We start from the raw sequence: 19,978 nt of genomic DNA on the forward strand, positions 1-19,978 counted from the left end.
AGTGGAGGAAAAAAAAGATACCCGCCTGTTTCTGCACCTGAAAAAATGGCTTGAGAAGGCGGCTCTGGATTACGGAATGATCGAAAAAGGGGACCGTGTACTGGTCGGTGTTTCGGGCGGAAGGGACAGCCTGGTCCTGCTGGACCTTCTGTCCACGCCCATGCTGCACCTGCCGCCCTTCGAAATCGCCGCTGTTCACATAGATCTGGGCTTCGATCCGGATTACAGGGGATGCACCCGGGTGGAACGGATGTTTCAGGAGCGCGGGCTGGAGTTCATCATCAGAAAAACAGATATAGGGATCACCGCCCACAGTGACGTGAACCGGAAAAATCCTTGTTTTCTATGCTCACGCCTGCGCAGAAAAGAAATATTTACCGCCGCTGAGGAGTTGGGATGCAATAAAATCGCTTTCGGGCACCACAAGGATGATATTATCGAGACGCTCCTTATTAACATGTTCTATGGCAGGGAAATCAGCACGATGGTACCGGCACTGTCACTCTTCAGGGGGAAATATCACCTGATACGCCCCCTGGCCTGCCTGGACGAGGTCACGGTGAAACGCTATGCCGCCGAACGCGGTTTTCCCCACATAAAGAATGCCTGTCCCACGGAGCCCTCGTCCCGGCGGGCCTATATCAAGGATCTTCTGAAGGAACTCGAGAAAGATAACAAAGACATACGCAATAACATCGTGACATCCATGAGCCACGTAAAACCCGATTACCTCTTCAGAAGAACAACCTCTGAACCGCGTGGCGATCGGAAAAAAAAGGCGGAACTGTCCGGCACCGGTGAGATGGAATGACAAAGAAGAGGGACAGAACCGGCGAAAAGCCGATATGCCGCAACAAACGTGCCTATGTCGACTATGCCATAGGCGATGTCTTCGAAGCCGGCATTGTCCTGGTGGGAACAGAAGTGAAATCACTCCGGGAGGGAAGGGCCAATCTCAAGGACAGTTACGGAACCATAAGAAACGGTGAGGTGTACCTCGAGGGCATGCATATAAGTCCCTACATCCACGGGAACCGATTCAACCACGATCCGCTCAGAACCCGGAAACTCCTGCTGCACAAACGGGAAATAAGGCGACTCTACGGGAAGTTTCAGGAGAAGGGGTTGACCCTGGTGCCCATACGGGCCTATTTCAGAAATGGAAAGGTAAAAATCGAGATCGGGATCGGCAGGGGCAAAAAACTCTACGACAAGCGGGAAGACCTCAAGAGAAAAACGGACCGCAGAGAGATGGAGCGGGCCATAAAAGAACGGCACCGCTGAGGGACACAAACCCGTTGCCTCATACATACATGTTACTCAGAGCGAGACGATCTTTTTGAGTTTAGTCGGTCCTGAAAATTATTCTATCTATATAATATAACTTGATATATGTTTGTTTTTGTGCCATATATTTTTGCAAGAGTTCACCAAGAAAACCAAAGAAAGCTTGCAAATGATACCCATGAAACCAAAGCGACCACCCCAGCACAATCGGCAAGAAGACTTGTTCCGATCGGAGCTTTCACGGGCCATAAACAGGAGTTTCGGAGTTAATGACGGCACAGCGCCGCAAGTACCTCTTTCTTCCGGTGCGGCAGCCCGCCGCGCACCTTGGTGCGCATTGCCGACAACTCGTGACGAATCGTATCCAGTTTGCTCTGAAGGGCATACTGATGCCAGCGCGCCGTCGCCGGATTGCCGTTCTTTCATACCACCCATGTCTTGTTTGGCACCTGGTGCGGGAACCGAACCCGCACAGAACGAACTCCCGGGGATTTCAAGCTTCCACAGGACGACCCCCGCGGCGGGGATCACATCTCGGCGCGCCTCACGAACTCGTTCCAGCGCTTGTCCACCCAGGCCTGTATCTGGTTGAGCTGTTCGATGCTCATCTTTCTGAACCGTCCCTGCCGTTCCACGTATTGAATGATGGGCGTTCTCTTCCCCTTTTCCGCCAGGGTCTTGCTTCGCCCCGTGAAGCGGAGCTTGCCCTCCTCGATTTCCAGCAGCGGGAAGATGCCCGTTTCAACGGCCATCCTGCCGACTCTGACGGTGTCTTTCGACGGGTAGCCCCACCCGGGAGGGCAGGGAGTATCGATCTGAATGTAGCGGGTTCCCTTGATGCGACCGGCCTTGACGAATTTATCGTACAGGTCGATGGGAAACGAGGGGGACACCGTGGCGATGTAGGGTATGTTGTGGGCCTCCATGATTTTGATGAAATCCTTCTTGTGGTCCCGCTTGGTGAGAATCGGTGTTGTGGTGGTGAGGGCCCCCATGGGGGTCGCTCCTGAGCGCTGGGTTCCGGTGTTCATGTAGGCTTCGTTGTCGTAGCAGGCGAAGATGAAATCCGTGTTGCGCTCGGCGGCGCCGCTCAGGGACTGGATGCCGATGTCGTAAGTGCCGCCGTCGCCGGACAGGGCGAGGACATTGACGTCGGGCCGGTTCATTGCCCTCAGGGCGGCCACGAGGCCTGCGGCGCAGGAGGCGTTGGCGGCAAAGGCGCTGTTCACGGCCGGTACGGTGACCGATGTCAACGGGTACAGTCCGTGCAGAACACAGAGGCAGCTCGGGGGAATGGCCACGACGGTGTTCTCCCGAAGGGCCTTCAGTATATACCGGTAGGCCAGGGAAAGACCGCAGCCCTGGCACGCGCGGTTTCCGGGGAGTATGTACTCCCGTTCGTTGATTTTGAAAAAGTTTTCCTGAATCATTCCTCTTCTCCCTGACAGTTGATCCATACCGTCCTGTTGGCGCGGTCTCCGGCGTTATATCGCTCGAGGGCGTCCGTGGAGGCCTCGAGGAGATCGTCGGTCGTGACGTCCCGGCCGCCGAGGCCCGCGATGAAATCAATTATCGGCGCGTCGATGCCTGACCCGTAGAGGGCCGCCTTGAGATCCGACGTGAGGCCCCCCTCGTAGCCGTAACTCAGACACTTTTCGAAGACCATGATGAAACGGGCCTGCTTAAGCGCCAGGGCAAGGGCTTCCCGGGGAAAGGGTCTGAAGGACCGGATCCCCACAACGCCCGCCTTGACTCCTCCGTTCCTGAGGAGGTCCGCGACCAGCGTCGTTTCGGCAGCGATGGAACCCATGCCGGCCAGGATCACGTCGGCGTCTTCAGTCCGGTAGGACCAGATGAGGCCGCCGTAGTCACGGCCAAACTGTTCCCCAAAGTCCCTGTTGACTTCCGTTATGACTTCCTTGGCTCGTTCCAGGCTGTTTTGAAGCTTCCTGCGCATTTCCATGTAGCCGTCACAGAGAACGCCTTCATCGTTGTAACGACGGTTGGGAAAGAAAACGGGGTTGATCGTCCGGGGCCGCTCGGGATCGAGAAAGGTGTGGGGACGGTAGGGCGGCAGGAACCGCTTCACATCGCCGGCTTCGGGGATTTCCACGGGCATCATGGTGTGGGACAGGGTAAAACCGTCGTAACAGACCATGACGGGGGCATAGATTTCCTCGGCGATGCGGTAGGCCTGGACCACCGTGTCGATGATCTCCTGGTTGTTCCTGCAGTAAAGCTGAATCCATCCCGTGTCGCGCTGGGACATGGAGTCCTGCTGGTCGTTGAAAATGGACCAGGGAGCAGCCACGCCCCTGTTGACGCAGCACATGACGATGGGGAGCCGCGATCCCGCCGCCCAGTGCAGCTGTTCGTGCATGTAGAGAAGGCCGTTGGCGCTGGTGGCGGTGAAGGTACGCACTCCCGCCGTTGAGGCGGCGATGAGTACCGACAGGGCGGAATGCTCGCTTTCCACCCGTACGTACTCCGCTTTCAGCGTGCCGTTTTCGACGTATTCCGAAAGGAGTTCGGAGATCCTGGTTTGGGGCGTGATGGGGTAGGCCGCTACGACCTGCGGCTCGCAGAGGATGACGGCCAGGGCCGCCGCCTCGTTTCCCGTTATGATGCGCACCTTACTCATCGATCCTCACCTCCCGGACCATGGTTATGGCGTTGGGGGGACACTCTTCGGCGCAGATGCCGCACCCCTTGCAGTAATCGAAATCGATCGTGACGGGTATCGCCATGGAAACCACGCCTTCCGGGCAGTAGAGCCAGCAGAGAAAGCATGCGGGTTTTTCCTTCACGGAGGGAATGCATTTTTCATTGTCGATGATGGGTTTCATCTCGCTCCAGTCGCCTGTTTTTCCCGCTTCACCGATGGCGGGCGTGCAGACGCCGGAGATGTTTCTATCCTTCTGTTCCATTGGTTCTTTCTCCCAGGACAGTTCGTTCGTAGGCAAGCCGGGTCGCCTTCACATTGTCGTACGCTCCGGAGGCGGACATTTTCAGGGTCAGACCCCGCTCTATGCTTTCCAGGCGTACGGTGTTCCAGGCCCGGACCAGCGATCCGAGAAGAGGCGTGTTCACCACCGGCGCGCCCCCCACGCTGAGGCCGCATTCGCGGGCGATGGGAACGGCATCCACCGTGGCCGTCAGGACTCCCGGCTTGTCATCAGGACGGAAACGGTCCGGAGGCTTCGGGCTGTTGACGATGAGAATCCCCCCGTCCCGGAGTCGGCCCGTGACGTCCGCCACGCGAAAAATAGACTCATCGAGGACCACTACGATGTCGGCCATGACGATCTGCGAAAAGGTCCTGATGGGTTCGTCGGCGATTCTCGTGGATGCCGTCAGAGGTGCTCCCCGCCGCTCGGGACCGAAGGTCGGCGCCGAGGTTACGCCTTTGTAGCCCTGAAAATAGGCGGCTTCGGCGAGGATCTCCGACGCCATGACCACGCCCTGTCCCCCCCGTCCGTGCCAGATGATTTCATACATAACCATGACTCCCGGCGGCGAAAGGCCGCAAACAAAAAGGAAACAAAAAGGCCGCGGTACCGTTCCGCGGCCTCATCGAGTGTGTGCTGGTTAATCCTGTTGTGTGTACGCGAGTGCGATGACGAGGCCCCTATGTGGGTCCTGTAAGAGCGAGATTACCCTGCAACAGCAGCTCGTTCACGGTCATCATCGTCACTGTGTTCTCCTGTATCGGTATATAATGTTACATTGGTTAACGGAAGAATCGGGATATGTCAAGAAAAATCTTGCTCAGAAAAATCCTGTTCAAAAAACCCCGCTTCACTGAAACCATCGGTGTAGGCCTTTTCTTCCGGGAGCAGCTTTTCTATGTGTTCCATGAGCGTGCCGAAGCCGGCCGGGTCAAGGGCCGATATAAGCAGGCCCTGGTAGCGGCGGCCTGTGTTCTCAAGCAGGGTCCTGTCCGGGCAGAGGTCGATCTTGTTGAACACCCGGACCATGGGAGTCCGTGACAGCCCCAGTTCATTCAGGATGGATTCAACGGCGGCCATCTGCTCCTCGAATGCGGGGTTCGAGATGTCGATCACCTGCAGGAGCAGGTCCGCCTCGTGCAACTCCTCCAGGGTGGCCCGAAAGGCGGCCATCAGTTCCCTGGGCAGGTCCCGGATGAACCCGACGGTGTCGGTGATGACGGCGGACCGGTCACGGGGGAAACGGAGGCGGGAGCTCTTGGGGTCCAGGGTGGCGAAAAGACGGTCTTCGGCGCGGACGGTGCTGCCCGTCAGGGCGTTGAGCAGGGTTGATTTGCCGGCGTTGGTGTATCCCACGATCGATATGATCGGCAGGCCTTCCCGTTTTCTCAGGGAACGCCGCTGTGTCCTTCCCCGGCGTACCCTGGTCAGTTCCTTTTCCAGGCGGTTGATGCGGTCCCGGACCAGGCGGCGGTTGATTTCGAGCTTTGTCTCGCCGGGCCCCCGCCCGCCGATGCCGCCGGTGAGACGGGACATGGCGGTGTTTTTTTTAGCCAGCCGGGGGAGAAGGTATTTCATCTGGGCCAGTTCAACCTGTATCTTGCCGTCTCTCGAATGGGCCCGCTGGGCGAAGATATCGAGGATGAGCTGGGTCCGGTCGATGACTTTCATTTCCGTCATGTCGGCGATGGACCGGGCCTGCCCCGGGGTCAGCTCGCGGTCGAAGATCAGGAGGTTCGCTCCTATCTGGAGGGCCTTCATCACCATCCGTGACAGTTTTCCCCTGCCCAGGACGAAGCGCGGGTCAACCTTGTTTCGGCGCTGGATCAGGGAGTCGAAGACCTCTACGCCGGAAGAACGGGCCAGTTCTTTCAACTCGGCAAGGGAACTTTCGCTGTCGAATGACGGGTCGTCGGAGACGCTCACCAAAATGGCCCTGTCGGCGGATTCAACCTTCCGCAGGGCCTGGCGCCGGGCCAGCTCTCCTTCCAGGGCCTGAATGAACGAGGAAAAATCAAGGTCAAGCTCCGCCGGATGCAGGGGCTTCATGAGAAGCCAGTAGTCGCCGTGGGCGTTTTCCGGGACCAGGTGCCCCAGGTGCAGGTGATGGGGCAGACCCGTGCTGTCCATGGTCAGAGCTCCCACGAGGTCCAGCCGAAGCAGCGCCATGTCCGTCAGGTCCTCCCGGCTGAGAGCCTCGCCGGCCAGGTGGGTGTGAATCAGGCGGAGACCTGCCAGACGGGATGAGGGACCGCGGCGGGCTTCGATGTCGGGAATGACGATCTGACGGTGGTCGCCGAGAATGACGAACTCCGTTTCGCCCCGCCGGTTGACCAGGACACCGATCTGGCGGCCCAATCTGTGGGAGAGTTCCGTGAGCGCCCGCGCGTATTCCTGGCTCACCACCCTGTCGGGGGTGAGGCGCCGGCGGTAGAATTGCTCCAGGGCCCGAATGTCGCCGGACTTGAGGCCCGTTGTGTTTCCGTAAATCCGTTGTGCTATGGTAGTATCTCCATCAATGACGCTTACATCTGTTTGGTATGATAGGTCGCCGCCGGTGGAGCGTCAAGAAAATAAAATGCCACGAATTCGACCGTGTGCCTGACCGGCAGTCACCAAATCAACGGCTGCCCTCCCGCCCGATAGCCCATGGAATTGCGGGAAATTTTTCCTTGACAGAGGAGGGTGGTTACATTATATAGCACCGGATTCAAAAGGTTATGATAATCAGCAGGCGCTCCGGCGTCTCCACGAAGAATCGTCAATACATAATGGAGGTAGAACATGGCAGATGTTGAATTGAAGGAAGTGTATCCGGTACCACCGCAAGCGTTGGAGCGCGCTCACATCAAGGGCAAGGAACAATACGAAGCCCTGTACAAGCGTTCTCTGGAAGATCCTGAAGGGTTCTGGACGGAAATTGCCGAAGAGTACGTCACCTGGTTCAAAAAATGGGACGGCAAGGTCGAAGACTACAACTTCGACAAAAATAAAGGCCCCGTCTATGTCAAGTACTTCGAAGGCGGCAAGCTGAATGTTTCTTATAACTGTCTCGATCGTCACCTGGACAAGCGGGCCGACCAGGTCGCCATCCAGTGGGAGGGGAACGAGCCCGGAGAAGAGCGGGGCATAACGTACAAGGAACTTCACGAGCAGGTCTGCAGGTTCGCCAATGTTCTGAAAGCCCTGGGCATAAAGAAGAGTGACCGGGTCTGTCTCTACATGCCCATGATTCCCGAGTTGGCAATCGCCATGCTCGCCTGTACGCGGATCGGCGTAATCCACAGCATCGTCTTTGGAGGATTCAGCGCTGACGCGCTCCGTGATCGCATACAGGACAGCGAATCCCGTATCGTTGTGGTCTGCGATGGCACGTTCCGGGGAAGCAAGGCCGTTCCCCAGAAGGCGTCGGCCGACGAGGCCGTGGCCGACTGCCCCTCGGTGGAAAAAATGATCGTCGTCAACCGCGTGGGCGACAAGATCAAATGCGCCTGGAACGAAGGCAGAGACCTCTGGTGGCACGAAGAGATGGCAAAGGTGGACGCCGTCTGCGAGCCGGAGTGGATGGATGCCGAAGACCCCCTCTTCACGCTCTATACGTCGGGATCCACGGGCAAGCCCAAGGGCGTGCTCCATACTACGGGCGGCTACCTTGCCTACGTAGCCTATACGCACAAGATGGTCTTCGATTACCATGACGGAGATATCTACTGGTGTACCGCCGACATCGGATGGGTCACGGGCCACAGCTATATCGTTTACGGTCCCCTCTGCAACGGTGCTACCACCATCATGTTCGAAGGTGTGCCCAACTACCCCACCATGAGCCGCTTCTGGCAGATCGTGGAAAAATACAAGGTCAACATATTCTACACGGCTCCCACGGCAATCCGCGCTATCGCGAAGGAAGGTCTCGAGTATGTGAAGGGCCATGATCTCTCCACCCTCAGGACTCTGGGTACCGTGGGCGAACCCATCAACCCCGAAGCCTGGAACTGGTACTTCAACGTGATCGGCGGCGGGCGGTGTCCCATTGTCGATACTTGGTGGCAGACTGAAACGGGCGGTATTCTGATCACCCCCCTTCCCGGCGCGACCGACATCAAACCCGGCATGGCCACCATTCCCTTCATGGGTGTCTGGCCGGTACTCCTCGATGACGAGGGCAAGGAGATCAAAGAAACTGTGGCGAGCGGCGCTCTGTGCATGAAGAAGCCCTGGCCGGCTATCATGCGGGGCGTCTATGGCGATCCCGAACGGTTCCAGGAGACGTACTTCGAGCAGTTCCCCGGCTACTACGCGGCCGGTGACGGCGCCCGGCGTGACGAGGACGGCTATTACCAGATAACGGGCCGCATCGACGATATCATCAACGTGTCCGGTCACCGTATGGGCACGGCGGAAGTCGAAAGCGCCCTGGTGGCCCATCCCAAGGTGGCCGAAGCCGCCGTTGTGGGCTACCCCCATGAGATCAAGGGACAGTCGATCTATGCCTACGTGACACTCAACGCCGGTGTGGAAAAGTCCGACGAACTCAAAAAAGAGCTGGCCAACCATGTGCGCAAGGAAATCGGACCCATCGCCACACCGGAGAAGATCCAGTGGGCCGACGGTCTTCCCAAGACCAGGAGCGGCAAGATCATGCGCCGTATTCTGAAGAAGGTGGCCGCCCATGAAATTTCGGACCTGGGCGACACATCGACCCTGGCCGATCCGTCCGTTGTGGACGATATCGTAAAAAATCGTGTCTGATATGGTGCGGGAGCCGGTACCCGGCTCCCGTTTCCGCGTTGTTTTTTAAGAAACGGCACATACTAAGTTTACCGGCCCCGCGTCCTTCAGGGAGCCCGGGACTCGGTGAAAGGAGGTTCATGTGAACATAGTAGCATGTGTGAAACAGGTTCCGGACACGGAGGCGTTGATTAAGGTAAAGGCCGACGGGTCGGGTATCGAAGAAGGCGGAATCAAGTGGGTCATGAATCCCTACGACGAATTCGGCGTTGAGGAGGCCCTGAAACTTAAGGAAAAGCTGGGTGGTGAGGTGACGATCGTGTCCGCCGGACCCGCCCGGGTGATGGAGACCATCAGAACGGCCCTGGCCATGGGTGCCGAAAAGGGTATCCACATCAGCGATCCCTCCCTGGACAATGCCGACGCCTACACCACGGCCAGCGCGCTGGCCGCGGCCATCAAAGAAATTCCCCACGATATCATTTTCTGCGGTATGAGAGCCATCGACGATGATTCCGGCCAGGTTGGTTCCATCCTGGCGGAACTGCTCGACCTTCCCCAGGCGACGGTGATCACCAAGCTGGAGGTCGAGGGTTCCACGGCAAAGGCCACCAAGGGCATCGAAGGCGCCCAGGTTACCATCGAGACGCCGCTCCCCTGCGTGATTACTGCCGCGAAGGGCCTGAACGAACCCCGCTACGCCTCGCTGCCGGGCATCATGAAGGCCAAGAAAAAGCCGGTAGACGTGAAAGATGCCGCCGCTCTCGGCCTGAACGTTTCGCCCACGATGAAAATCATCAAGATGATGCCGCCCCCGGAACGGGCTCCCGGCAAGAAGATCGAAGGCGAAGATGCGGCCCAGAAGGCCGCCGAACTGGTCAGGCTCCTCAGGGAAGAGGCCAAGGTAATCTAAGCGAAGGGAATGGAGGAGAAAAATGGCTAAAGGTATATGGATAGTAGCAGAACAGAGAGAGGGCGCCTTTCGGAAGGTGACCTTTGAGATAGCCAGTACCGCGCGAAAGCTTGCCGATGCCGCAGGAGACGAAGTGTGCGCCATTGTCCTGGGTTCGGGCATTGAGGGCATCGCGGGGGAACTGGGGAAATACGGTGTCGACAAGGTTTACGTGGCCGATGACGCCGCTTTCGCGACCTACACCACCGATGCCTATTCGGCGGCGGTGGCAAAACTGGTAAAGGAAAAAGATCCCCTGGTTCTCCTTCTCGGTGCATCGGTGGAGGGTAAGGATCTTTCATCACGGCTTGCAGGGAAACTGGCAACGGGACTGGCCACGGACTGCACCGATATCCGTTTCGAGGGCGGGAAAATGATCGCCACCCGGCCCATGTATGCCGGCAAGGCCTTCGCCGAGATTGAAGTACTGGGAACTCCCCAGATGGCGACCCTGCGGCCCAACGTGTTTCCCATCGTGGAAAACGCCAAGGCCGGAGCCGTCGAGAAATTCGATCCCGCCCTGGACGCCTCGGCTCTCAAGACGAAAATTGCCGGTATCGACAAGGACAGCTCGGGCAAGATCGAATTGACGGAAGCCACCATCATCGTGTCCGGTGGTCGAGGTATGAAGGGTCCCGAGGGCTACCCGATGCTCGAAGAGCTTGCGGGTCTCCTGGGAGGAGCCGTGGGTGCTTCCCGTGCCGCTGTCGACGCGGGTTGGCGTCCCCTGGCGGACCAGGTGGGTCAGACCGGGAAGGTCGTGTCGCCGAATCTCTACATCGCGGCGGGCATTTCCGGTGCCATTCAGCACCTCGCCGGCATGAGTTCTTCAAAGTTTATCGTTGCCATCAACAAGGACGGCGACGCGCCGATCTTCGCCAGGGCCGATTACGGCATCGTGGATGACCTTTTCAAGGTGGTTCCCGAAATCACGGCGGCCGCGAAGAAGATTCTCTAGAGAATGAAAGGCGGGGGAACACTGATTCCCCCGCTGTCTTTCACACATCACAGGAGAACGCTGTACGGTCAACCCCGGCAGCATAGGGGTTCCTGTGAACTTCGGTTGACCTGACATCTCGCGGCGCCCTTCCCTTATGCCGCCTCGACCCCAACCGCGGGTTCCCGGGATCCATCCATGAGGAGGCGCTATGGTATCCAGCACATTACAAAATCCAGACTTATATTACGTGGGGCATGAAGGCCGGGAAGTCTTCTGGAACGCCCAGGCCTTCGAAATACCGCTGTTTCTCTTCACGGCGGTGGCTCTGGCGATATTCGCCTACGGTATCTACCGCCGCTGGCGCATGTGGAAGGCCATGGGTCTTCCTGAGACACGAACCGACAGGACCGGCGAACGGATCACCTCCCTCATCGTGAACGGCCTGTTTCAGGCGCGGACCTTCAAGGAGTCCTACGCCGGCATATTCCACGCCTTGATATTTTTTGGTTTTCTTGTTCTGATGTTAGGTGCCGCCGTCGATGCCTCGCAGTTTCACTTCGGCCTTCCCTTCTTTCACGGACCCTTCTACCTCTGGTTCTCACTGCTGATGGAGATATTCGGTCTTGCCGTACTGACCGGCGTGATTCTGGCCGTCATCCGGAGGTATATACAGAAGCCCGACCTGCTGGGATATCGGGGAGTGCCCGACAACCTTCCCGATGATGCCGTTGTGCTTGTCCTGCTGGCCCTCATCATCACGACGGGCTTCATAATCGAGGCCTTGAGGCTTCACGTGAACGTCAACGTCGACGGTTTTACCTGGGGTCACTGGTCCTTCGTGGGCTACGCCCTGTCGAAGACCCTGGCCGGCGTGGACTACGGTACAACGATGACCCTTCACAAGGTTACCTGGTGGACGCACACGTTCATTTCGCTGACCTTTATCGCCTACATCCCTTATTCGAGGCTCTTGCACATTTTCACCACATCGGCGAACTACTACCTCCGCGATCTGGAACCGACGGGTACGCTCAAGCCTATCGCCGATTTTGAAAATGCCGAATCCTTCGGCGTGGGCCGGCTTGAGGAATTCACCTGGAAACAGATTTTTGATTCCGATGCCTGCACCCGCTGCGGTCGGTGCCAGGACGGCTGTCCCGCCTATCTGTCGGGTAAACCGCTGTCACCGAAGAAGATGATCCAGGATATAAAAGAGCACTGGCTTGAACGGGTTCCCGTCGTCCTGGCGGCGAAGGCCGCAGCCGGGAAAAACGGCGACGGAGAGGTCGAGATTCCTGAGCCCGAAAAAGCCCTGGTGGGCGAGGTCATCGATCTCCATGAACTCTGGGCCTGTACCAACTGCATGTATTGTATGGAAAACTGCCCCGCCCTGATCGAGCATGTGCCGAAGATCGTAGAGATGCGCCAGTACAAGGTCCTCATGGAAGCAGACTTTTCGCCGGAACTGCAGCTTACCTACAGGAACATGGAAAACAACTCCAACCCCTGGGGCGTGGGAGCCCATCTCCGCGGCCAATGGGCCAAGGAAGCGGGTGTCCCGACGCTGGCGGAGAACCCGGAGGCGGAATACCTCTTCTACGTGGGGTGCTCCGGTTCCTTTGACGACCAGGGCAAGAAGGTCAGCATCGCCTTCGCGAAAATCCTCCAGGCCGCCGGTGTCAGTTTCGCCATTCTCGGCGAGGAGGAAGGTTGTTGCGGCGATTCGGCCATGCGGGGCGGCAACGAGTATCTCTACCAGACGCAGGCCCAGATGAACATCGAGGTCATGAACGGTTACGGTGTCAGGAAGATCATCTGTACCTGTCCCCACGGCTACAACGCCCTCAAGAAAGACTACCCCCATTTCGGCGGGAATTTCGAAGTCTATCACCACACGGAGATTATAGCCCGTCTGATCACCGAGGGTAAGATTGCGCTGAAAAAACCCTTTGAGGGCGTGACAACCTACCACGACTCATGCTTCCTCGGCCGGTACAACAATATCTACGAACAGCCGAGAAAAATTCTGCAGGCCATTCCCGGGTCAAAACTGGTTGAGATGAAGAGTACCCGGACCAAATCCTTCTGCTGCGGTGCCGGTGGTGCCCGCATGTGGATGGAAGAGGACATCGGAGAGCGGATCAACGACATGCGGGCCGCCCAGGCCATAGAGGCAAAGGCCGATACCATAGCCGTGGCCTGTCCTTTCTGTCTGACCATGATGGCCGACGGCATCAAAGATCACGCGAGGGAAGAATCGATGAAGTCCATCGACATAGCAGAAATCGTCTGGTACTCCATGGGCCTGGAAGGGCAGGCGGCTCCGGCAGAAGCGGAAACTCCGGCACCGGAGGAAGCTGAGGCGGATGCCCCCGCTGAAACGGCAGAGCCGGAAGCGGCTGATGAGACGAAGGACGCCTGATTTCGCGGGGCACCAGTCTGGTGTAAGAACAAAGCCCCCGGGGCCGTCGGCTCCGGGGGCTTTCACATAAGGATCATCCATGAAACGCATACTCATTGTCTATCATTCCCAGGGGGGAACCACGGAATCCATGGCCCGGGCGCTTCACCGGGGCGCTTTATCGATACATCACACGGAAGTGGTTCTCAAGCGGGCCTCCGAGGCGACGGCGGAGGATCTGCTTGCCTGTGACGGTATCGCCTTGGGGACACCTGAATATTTCGGGTACATGGCGGGCATGATGAAGGATTTCTTTGACAGGACTTTTTACAGCGTCCAGGGGAAGGTCTTCAGAAAGCCCTTCGTGGTTTTCATCAGTGCCGGCAATGACGGGACGGGGGCTCTGAATAGTATCGAGCGAATCTCCAAGGGGTACCGGTTCAAAACCGTCCATGATCCCGTCATCGTCCGCGGCGGGGTGACGAAGACCGACCTGGCCCGGTGCGAAGAGCTTGGCGCGGTGCTTGCCGCGGGACTCGATCTGGGAATCTATTGAGCCGCTCCGTAATGCCGGCGTTCGTGATCCGCTCTTTTTCCGGGGCTGTGAGACCTGGATTATCCCTTGTGCCATTCCGATCGCTTTCCTCCGCCATATGGACTGTTTCCTCCGTCCCTTCAACCGTTCCATCCGTCACCCGGACTACCTCCTCCGTCATTTCGACCGCAGGGAGAAATCTTTCACACTGATGGCGGCAACGAAAGATTTCTCGTCGCTTCGCTCCTCGAAATGACGGTACCTGTTCGCTCTTCGAGATGACGGAATATAAAGGCTCCTCGAAATGACGGTACATCAAAGGCTCCTTGAGGCGGTGCATCAAGGGCTTCTTGAAATGAAGGAGTGTCGGGGTTTCTCGGAATGGCGGTGTCCCGGGCGTTCCTTGAAACGACTGAATTCAATGGTCCCGTCGTGGACGTGTGGAAGTAATGGAGAGAATGTGGTACATACTACCTGTTGCGTCGTCGAGGATGATAAACTTGTAAAAAGTGCCCAGGTACGCCTCAGTGACGAAAGAGTGAGCGCACTGAAGCATCCGGATTTTGTGCAAGTTCGTCAAGGATGGGGATACATGAAGCCCACCATACTGTTCATGGGGACTCCCGAATTTGCGGTGCCGTCGTTGGATGGCCTGCTCAGGGCCGGCTTCCCGGTTCTGGGAGTGGTCACACAACCGGAACGGCCCAGGGGACGGGGCCGGAAACCGTCGCCGACGCCGGTGAAGGCCTTTGCCGGGAAGGCGGGCATTGCCGTCCATGAACCCGAGCGGGTAAGGGACGGGGATTTCCTTGATGTCTTTCGGGATATGAGGCCTGACATGGTTGTTCTCGTGGCTTTTGGACAGATTCTTCCCCGGGAAATCATCGATGTTCCTCCGTTGGGCTGCCTCAACGTGCACCCGTCTCTTCTGCCCCGATACCGCGGGGCCGCTCCCGTCAACCGCGCGATCATGAACGGTGATACCGTAACGGGCGTTTCAATCATCGCGATGGACGAGGGGGTCGATTCAGGTGACGTGCTCCTCCAGAGAGAAACCGCCATAGAGCCGGAAGAGACCTGGGGAGATCTGTCCCGGCGGCTGTCTCTGATGGGCTCTGAACTGCTCGTGGAAGCCGTGCGGGCCGTCGCGGCCGGTACGGCACGGAGGACCCCTCAGGACCACGCCCTGGCCACACAGGCCCCCCGGATTACACCGGACACGGGGCATATCGACTGGAGCCGGCCCGCGGAAGAAATCGTCAACCTGATACGGGGCCTTTCGCCGAAGCCCTGTGCATATTCATTCCTCAGGGACCGGAAACTGAAAATATATTACGCCCGTGCCGGCAAGGAAAAAGCTTCCGGGGAAAAAGCTCCGGGGACTCTGGGAGGACTGGTTGAATCAGGTCTCCAGGTGATGGCCGGTGATCGGCATGTGTACCTGCAGGATGTTCAGATGGAGGGAAGAAAGCGCCTTCCCGTTGACCTCTTTCTCCGGGGGTTTCCCCTGTCCTATGACGATATTCTGGAATAACGTCTTCAGGCGCTGTGATGGGGCGGTTCATGCCCGGACGGGAAGATTGCAGCGCCTGCGTGCCGGTTTTTGTGTCTGCCTCGGGGCGGCAATCGTCGTCTCGTCTTTCGCGAGTCCCGTCCGGGGCGCCGCCGGTTTCTTTGTCGGTTTTCGCGCCGATGCGGCAGCGACCGAAGAAACAGTTCCCGAAGGCTGGGAGCATGTGACCTACCTGGGCAGGAATCCCAACCATTTCACCTTCGAAGAGGACAAAGGGATCATGGCGGTACGCGTACGAAGCCGCAACAGCGTATCCGCCCTCATGGCGGTGCCCGATGTCGATCTTGGTGATTATTCCCGCCTGTCCTGGCGATGGCAGGTCAATCGCGTGGTGGGCATGGCCCGGGAAGACCGGCGGGACCGGAACGACAGCGCCGCCCGGGTTCGGGTGATCTTCGGAACTGACCGCCCGCAGGCTCCCTCGGGCCGCGAAATTCTGAGACGGGTTCTCGAAACACGGGGCATCGACATGGGTGAGGGGGCCGACGAACCTCCGGGTCTGAAGATCGACTACATCTGGGGAAACCACTTTCCCCCGGGGACGGTTATCGATTATGCCGGGGCACGGGGCCACAAGGTGATTTTCTTGCGAGCGGGCAATGAACATGCCGGTACATGGGTCCGGGAGGAGCGGGACCTTCTGAAGGATTTCGACGAATGCTTCCACGGATCCCCGGAAATGCTCAGGGCCATTCTCGTTCTTTCCGATACGGACCGGACCAACGAAGGCGTTACGGCCCTTTTCAGCGACATTGTCCTCAAGAGGTCCGGGGAACCATGAGGGTTTTCGATCCCCGGAGAACTGCCGTGGATGTCCTGACGAGGGTTGATGAGGATCGGTCGTTTCTCGAGCCGCTCCTGGCCGACCGGCTGTCCCGGGCGACTACCGCGGGTGAACAGGACCGGGCGCTGTTCACGGAACTGGCCTATGGAACGCTCCGCCTCCGGAATCGCCTGGACTGGGCTCTGGAGATGCACTACCGGGGTGATCCGGCGGCCATGGAAGGAGGTCTCAGAACTATTATACGGGTCGCCCTGTACCAACTGCTCTGCATGGACCGTGTCCCGGACCACGCGGCGGTCAACGAGGCAGTGAAGCTTGCCAAGAGGCGCTTTCCCGGACGGCATGGGCTGGTGAACGCCCTGTTGAGAACTATCATTCGACGCCGTGACGAGGGACGTCTCTTTCCCGCCGGGGGGCGTGACACCCCCGAATTCCTGTCGCGGTACCACTCCCACCCCCTGTGGCTCGTGGAGTACTGGATAGACCGGTACGGTTTCCGGGAGACCCGCGATCTCTGTGAGGCCAACAACAGAACGCCCCCCCTCACGTTCCGGGTGAACCGTCTTGTGACGGACCCTTCCGGGGCGATCCATTCCCTTGCCCGGGAAGGGATCACCGCCGGTCGAACCCGGTGGTCCTCCGACGGGCTGATGGTCGAGCGCAGGAAAGGACCGTCACGAGATCTCGAGTCTGTTCGGCGGGGTTACGTGCAGGCCCAGGACGAGGCCTCACAACTGGTGTCCTTTCTGGTCGGGCCCCGTCCAGGCGAGCGCGTTCTCGATCTCTGTTCAGGTGCCGGTATCAAGTCCTGCCATCTCGCGGCACTGATGAACAACCATGGAGCCATCACGGCCGTTGACATCAACGAGGCCAGGCTGGAGCAGGCCGGCGAACTGGCGGGGCTCGCCGGTGTGACCATCATCGAAAGGATTGCCGCCGACGGGCGGGAAATGCCCGGTCCGGCCTACCGGGAACAATTTGACAGGATTCTGCTTGACGCCCCCTGTACAGGATTGGGGACGGTCCGGCGGAAACCGGAAATAAAGTGGTTCGCCGCCCCCGGAGACAGCCTTGACTGTGCAGGGCTCCAGGGGGAACTCCTGCGAGCCTGCCCGGCATACCTGAGGCCCGGGGGTGTTCTGGTGTATGCCACCTGTACCATGCGGTCAGCCGAAAATGAAAAGGTCATCGAAAGTTTCTTGCGCGAGAACAATGAATTCCGGCTTGTGAGACCCCCGAAAACCATCGATGTCGGCATGATCGACGGTGAAGGGTATTTCAGAACGGCACCGCATCGTCACGGGACGGACGGGTTTTTCGGTGCCGTCATGGTTAAGGGCGGTTCGTCATCGACGTTCCATGAGGGGTTCCGACGGCAAAACAATTGACTTTGAAAGGAAAAAAAGGTATTTGAATCGCGCCGATTCCGCGCCTGTTCCTGTGGGAAACAACGTGGAAATCTTTTAACAGAGGAGAAACACATGGTACTGAAACAGATGCAGGTGAGCCCCATGGTGGTTTTCGCCTATCTCCTGGGTGACAAACAGAGCGGTGAAGCGCTTGTCATCGATCCGGCGGCGAACATTCCATCCATCGTCGAGGAAGCGAGGCGTCACGGTCTGACCATCAAGTATATTGTCAATACCCACGGGCACGTGGACCATATCGCCGGTAACGCGGAGATGAAGGAAGCGACCGGAGCCGACATAATTATTCACGAGGATGACGCCGGGATGCTTACGGGGACGCCCCCGACAATGCTGAGGATGTTCGGTGCCTCGCCCTCACCTCCGGCGGATCGCACCGTCCGTCACGGCGACACCATAGAGGCAGGATCACTGTCATTGAAGGTGATCCACGTTCCCGGTCACTCTCCGGGAGGAATGGCCCTTTACATGCCGGGGTACGTATTTACCGGGGACACGCTGTTCGTAGAGGCCGTGGGACGGTCCGATCTTCCGGGCGGATCCTGGCCGGTCATGCTCCAGTCTATACGGGAAAGGTTGCTGACTCTTCCCGATGATACCCTGGTGCTGCCGGGCCACAACTATGGAAGGAGACCCACATCCACTATAGGGCACGAGAAAGCCAACAATCCCTTTTTGCGCTGACCGGGAGATCGCGCTTCCGTCGGGACTGAAGGAATTTTCTCCCCTGGACGAACCGATTGTCCCCCCCTCGACGAAGGCGGTGCCCGGAAGCCATGACGAGCCGATGACCCTGGAAGATATGAAGAAATGCATCGGAGAAGAGCATGCCCGCGAGGTCATCGATATCAGTCTGCGGGTGTACCGGCCGGCTTCTGAAATCACCGCCGGGGCAGGGATGGTTATCGGCGATACGAAAATGGAGTTCGGTATCAGAAACGGGCGGCTTCTTCTGATCGACGAGCTGTTGACGCCGGACTCATCCCGCTTCCGGCTCAAGAAGGATCCGGATGCCGGTAAAAGACCCGAAAGTTTTGACAAACAGTACCTCCGTGATTATCTTACGGCCGTACGATGGAATAAAGAGCCGCCTGCTCCTCTTTTCTGCCCGCCCATGTCATAGCCCGGACGAGAGAGCGCTACGATGATGTGCTGAAACGTATCACCGGGGCGGGGGAAGCGTGGCGGCAATGATCGGTCCTGCCAGGAAGGTCATGCTCCCGCTTACAGTATTCGAAAAACCATGAGAGAAGACTACTACACAATCCTCGGTGTCGACAGAAACGCGTCAGACGACGAAATCAAGAGGAACTACCGGAAACTGGCTCTGAAGTATCATCCGGACCGGAACCCGGGAGATCTTGAAGCGGAGGAGAATTTCAAGAAAGCCGCCGAGGCCTATGAAGTCCTTCGGGACCAGGAGAAGCGGGCCATTTATGACCGGTACGGCCATGAAGGTCTCAACGGAACGGGATTCAGGGGATTTTCCGGCTTCGACGATATATTTTCCAGCTTCGGCGATATATTCGAAGATGTTTTCGGGTTCAGGGGGCGCAGGACCCAGTCGAGAACGGCCCCCCGGCCCGGAGCGGACCTTCGCTACGATATGTCCATTTCCTTCATGGATGCCGTTTCGGGCGTCACCACCGACATAGATATTCAACGGCTCGAGAACTGTCCCGGGTGCAGCGGTCATGGAACGGCTCCCGGAACGGAACCGGCACTCTGTCCAACCTGCCGCGGCGTGGGACAGGTGACGCGATCGAGCGGCTTTTTCAGCGTCAGTTCAACCTGCCCCCAGTGTCGCGGCGCGGGGAGGGTCATCGAGAATCCCTGCCGGGAATGCCGGGGCGCCGGGAAGGTCGAAGTCACCAAGAAGGTGCAGGTGAGAATTCCTCCGGGAGTGGAAACGGGCGTCCGCCTCCGTCTTCGCGGAGAAGGAGAGGAGGGGATCTTCGGCGGTCCCCGAGGCGATCTTTATGTCTTTATACACGCCGAACCCCACGACTATTTTCGCCGGGAAGGCGATACCCTTTACTGTGAAGTTCCCGTTCCCATGACCTTGGCGGCCCTTGGAGGCGAAGTGGACGTACCCACCCTCGATGGCGTCGAAAAGATCAAGATCCCCCGGGGAACACAGCACGGACGCCTCTTCCGCCTGAAAGGCAGGGGGGTTCCCCACCTCCGCGGCTCCGGGCGAGGGGATCAGGTTATCCAGGTTGCCGTTGAAGTGCCGACGGACCTGAGCAAGAAGGAAGAAAAGCTCCTCAAGGAATTCATGAAGTTGCGGGAAGGCCGTTGACGGGTATCACTCGGCGGTCTTTGCACCTTGACAGGGGAGGGTGACTTTTCTATATATCCGCCAGTTCACATCACCGGGACGGAAACGAGAACCAGGGA

Annotated in this window: 18 protein-coding genes; 13 read left to right on the forward strand and 5 right to left on the reverse strand. The window is 58.3% G+C overall.

Annotation, left to right across the window (positions count from 1 at the left end; genetic code table 11):
- Position 1 precedes the first annotated feature (1 nt).
- The gene (locus M0Q23_03660; GenBank protein MCK9527743.1) at positions 2–811 is read left to right on the forward strand and encodes a hypothetical protein; all 810 of its coding nucleotides are present in this window, start codon (positions 2–4) and stop codon (positions 809–811) included.
- On the forward strand, positions 808–1,284 hold the full coding sequence (smpB, locus tag M0Q23_03665) for an SsrA-binding protein SmpB (protein MCK9527744.1): 477 nt from the start codon (positions 808–810) through the stop codon (positions 1,282–1,284). Before M0Q23_03660 ends, smpB begins: the two co-directional genes overlap by 4 nt.
- Before the next feature lie 530 nt (positions 1,285–1,814).
- Here the strand turns inward: smpB and M0Q23_03670 are convergent.
- The 5 genes from M0Q23_03670 to hflX all read right to left on the reverse strand — a co-directional run bounded on the left by M0Q23_03670 (position 1,815) and on the right by hflX (position 6,638).
- Positions 1,815–2,717 (reverse strand): thiamine pyrophosphate-dependent enzyme, encoded by a 903-nt coding sequence (locus tag M0Q23_03670; protein MCK9527745.1) that lies wholly within the window; start codon positions 2,715–2,717, stop codon positions 1,815–1,817.
- Entirely contained in the window at positions 2,714–3,928 is a 1,215-nt protein-coding gene (locus tag M0Q23_03675) for a pyruvate ferredoxin oxidoreductase (protein ID MCK9527746.1), read from the reverse strand. Before M0Q23_03675 ends, M0Q23_03670 begins: the two co-directional genes overlap by 4 nt.
- Positions 3,921–4,214: a 4Fe-4S binding protein gene (locus M0Q23_03680; protein MCK9527747.1), complete on the reverse strand. Its 294-nt coding sequence runs from the start codon at positions 4,212–4,214 to the stop codon at positions 3,921–3,923. Before M0Q23_03680 ends, M0Q23_03675 begins: the two co-directional genes overlap by 8 nt.
- On the reverse strand, positions 4,198–4,791 hold the full coding sequence (locus tag M0Q23_03685) for a 2-oxoacid:acceptor oxidoreductase family protein (protein ID MCK9527748.1): 594 nt from the start codon (positions 4,789–4,791) through the stop codon (positions 4,198–4,200). The genes M0Q23_03680 and M0Q23_03685 overlap by 17 nt, the downstream gene beginning before the upstream one ends.
- Before the next feature lie 248 nt (positions 4,792–5,039).
- Positions 5,040–6,638, reverse strand: coding sequence for a GTPase HflX (gene hflX, locus M0Q23_03690; protein ID MCK9527749.1), 1,599 nt, complete (start codon positions 6,636–6,638; stop codon positions 5,040–5,042).
- Between the two features lie 381 nt (positions 6,639–7,019).
- On the opposite strand from hflX, the gene acs reads away from it, so the two are divergent.
- The 11 genes from acs to dnaJ all read left to right on the forward strand — a co-directional run bounded on the left by acs (position 7,020) and on the right by dnaJ (position 19,880).
- The gene (gene acs / locus M0Q23_03695) at positions 7,020–8,987 is read left to right on the forward strand and encodes an acetate--CoA ligase (protein ID MCK9527750.1); all 1,968 of its coding nucleotides are present in this window, start codon (positions 7,020–7,022) and stop codon (positions 8,985–8,987) included.
- Between the two features lie 121 nt (positions 8,988–9,108).
- Positions 9,109–9,879, forward strand: coding sequence for an electron transfer flavoprotein subunit beta/FixA family protein (locus M0Q23_03700; GenBank protein ID MCK9527751.1), 771 nt, complete (start codon positions 9,109–9,111; stop codon positions 9,877–9,879).
- 22 nt (positions 9,880–9,901) lie between these two features.
- On the forward strand, positions 9,902–10,876 hold the full coding sequence (locus M0Q23_03705) for an electron transfer flavoprotein subunit alpha/FixB family protein (GenBank protein MCK9527752.1): 975 nt from the start codon (positions 9,902–9,904) through the stop codon (positions 10,874–10,876).
- 190 nt (positions 10,877–11,066) lie between these two features.
- Positions 11,067–13,280 (forward strand): heterodisulfide reductase-related iron-sulfur binding cluster, encoded by a 2,214-nt coding sequence (locus M0Q23_03710; GenBank protein ID MCK9527753.1) that lies wholly within the window; start codon positions 11,067–11,069, stop codon positions 13,278–13,280.
- A gap of 79 nt (positions 13,281–13,359) precedes the next feature.
- Positions 13,360–13,815 carry an NAD(P)H-dependent oxidoreductase gene (locus tag M0Q23_03715; GenBank protein ID MCK9527754.1) on the forward strand — a complete coding sequence of 152 codons (456 nt, stop codon included), beginning with the start codon at positions 13,360–13,362 and terminating at the stop codon, positions 13,813–13,815.
- Between the two features lie 571 nt (positions 13,816–14,386).
- Entirely contained in the window at positions 14,387–15,328 is a 942-nt protein-coding gene (gene fmt, locus M0Q23_03720; GenBank protein MCK9527755.1) for a methionyl-tRNA formyltransferase, read from the forward strand.
- Positions 15,309–16,148, forward strand: a complete 840-nt coding sequence (locus M0Q23_03725; protein MCK9527756.1) for a DUF3047 domain-containing protein — start codon at positions 15,309–15,311, stop codon at positions 16,146–16,148. Before fmt ends, M0Q23_03725 begins: the two co-directional genes overlap by 20 nt.
- On the forward strand, positions 16,145–17,539 hold the full coding sequence (gene rsmB, locus M0Q23_03730; protein ID MCK9527757.1) for a 16S rRNA (cytosine(967)-C(5))-methyltransferase RsmB: 1,395 nt from the start codon (positions 16,145–16,147) through the stop codon (positions 17,537–17,539). Before M0Q23_03725 ends, rsmB begins: the two co-directional genes overlap by 4 nt.
- 93 nt (positions 17,540–17,632) lie before the next feature.
- Positions 17,633–18,262 (forward strand): MBL fold metallo-hydrolase, encoded by a 630-nt coding sequence (locus tag M0Q23_03735; GenBank protein MCK9527758.1) that lies wholly within the window; start codon positions 17,633–17,635, stop codon positions 18,260–18,262.
- Positions 18,263–18,317: 55 nt separating this feature from the next.
- Positions 18,318–18,701, forward strand: coding sequence for a hypothetical protein (locus tag M0Q23_03740; GenBank protein ID MCK9527759.1), 384 nt, complete (start codon positions 18,318–18,320; stop codon positions 18,699–18,701).
- 120 nt (positions 18,702–18,821) lie between these two features.
- Positions 18,822–19,880 carry a molecular chaperone DnaJ gene (gene dnaJ / locus M0Q23_03745; GenBank protein ID MCK9527760.1) on the forward strand — a complete coding sequence of 353 codons (1,059 nt, stop codon included), beginning with the start codon at positions 18,822–18,824 and terminating at the stop codon, positions 19,878–19,880.
- Positions 19,881–19,978: the final 98 nt, after the last annotated feature.

This window comes from Syntrophales bacterium (assembly GCA_023228425.1).
Classification (GTDB): Bacteria; Desulfobacterota; Syntrophia; order Syntrophales; family UBA2210; genus MLS-D.

What these genes read in the sequence shown, in the direction of transcription:
- M0Q23_03710 (MCK9527753.1), top strand. Translation starts at nt 11,067, where the DNA reads ATGGTATCCAGCACATTACAAAATCCAGACTTATATTACGTGGGGCAT.
- M0Q23_03675 (MCK9527746.1), bottom strand. Translation starts at nt 3,928, where the DNA reads ATGAGTAAGGTGCGCATCATAACGGGAAACGAGGCGGCGGCCCTGGCC.
- rsmB (MCK9527757.1), top strand. Translation starts at nt 16,145, where the DNA reads ATGAGGGTTTTCGATCCCCGGAGAACTGCCGTGGATGTCCTGACGAGG.
- dnaJ (MCK9527760.1), top strand. Translation starts at nt 18,822, where the DNA reads ATGAGAGAAGACTACTACACAATCCTCGGTGTCGACAGAAACGCGTCA.
- fmt (MCK9527755.1), top strand. Translation starts at nt 14,387, where the DNA reads ATGAAGCCCACCATACTGTTCATGGGGACTCCCGAATTTGCGGTGCCG.
- M0Q23_03705 (MCK9527752.1), top strand. Translation starts at nt 9,902, where the DNA reads ATGGCTAAAGGTATATGGATAGTAGCAGAACAGAGAGAGGGCGCCTTT.
- M0Q23_03735 (MCK9527758.1), top strand. Translation starts at nt 17,633, where the DNA reads ATGGTACTGAAACAGATGCAGGTGAGCCCCATGGTGGTTTTCGCCTAT.
- M0Q23_03685 (MCK9527748.1), bottom strand. Translation starts at nt 4,791, where the DNA reads ATGGTTATGTATGAAATCATCTGGCACGGACGGGGGGGACAGGGCGTG.
- M0Q23_03680 (MCK9527747.1), bottom strand. Translation starts at nt 4,214, where the DNA reads ATGGAACAGAAGGATAGAAACATCTCCGGCGTCTGCACGCCCGCCATC.
- M0Q23_03670 (MCK9527745.1), bottom strand. Translation starts at nt 2,717, where the DNA reads ATGATTCAGGAAAACTTTTTCAAAATCAACGAACGGGAGTACATACTC.
- M0Q23_03715 (MCK9527754.1), top strand. Translation starts at nt 13,360, where the DNA reads ATGAAACGCATACTCATTGTCTATCATTCCCAGGGGGGAACCACGGAA.
- smpB (MCK9527744.1), top strand. Translation starts at nt 808, where the DNA reads ATGACAAAGAAGAGGGACAGAACCGGCGAAAAGCCGATATGCCGCAAC.
- acs (MCK9527750.1), top strand. Translation starts at nt 7,020, where the DNA reads ATGGCAGATGTTGAATTGAAGGAAGTGTATCCGGTACCACCGCAAGCG.
- M0Q23_03725 (MCK9527756.1), top strand. Translation starts at nt 15,309, where the DNA reads ATGACGATATTCTGGAATAACGTCTTCAGGCGCTGTGATGGGGCGGTT.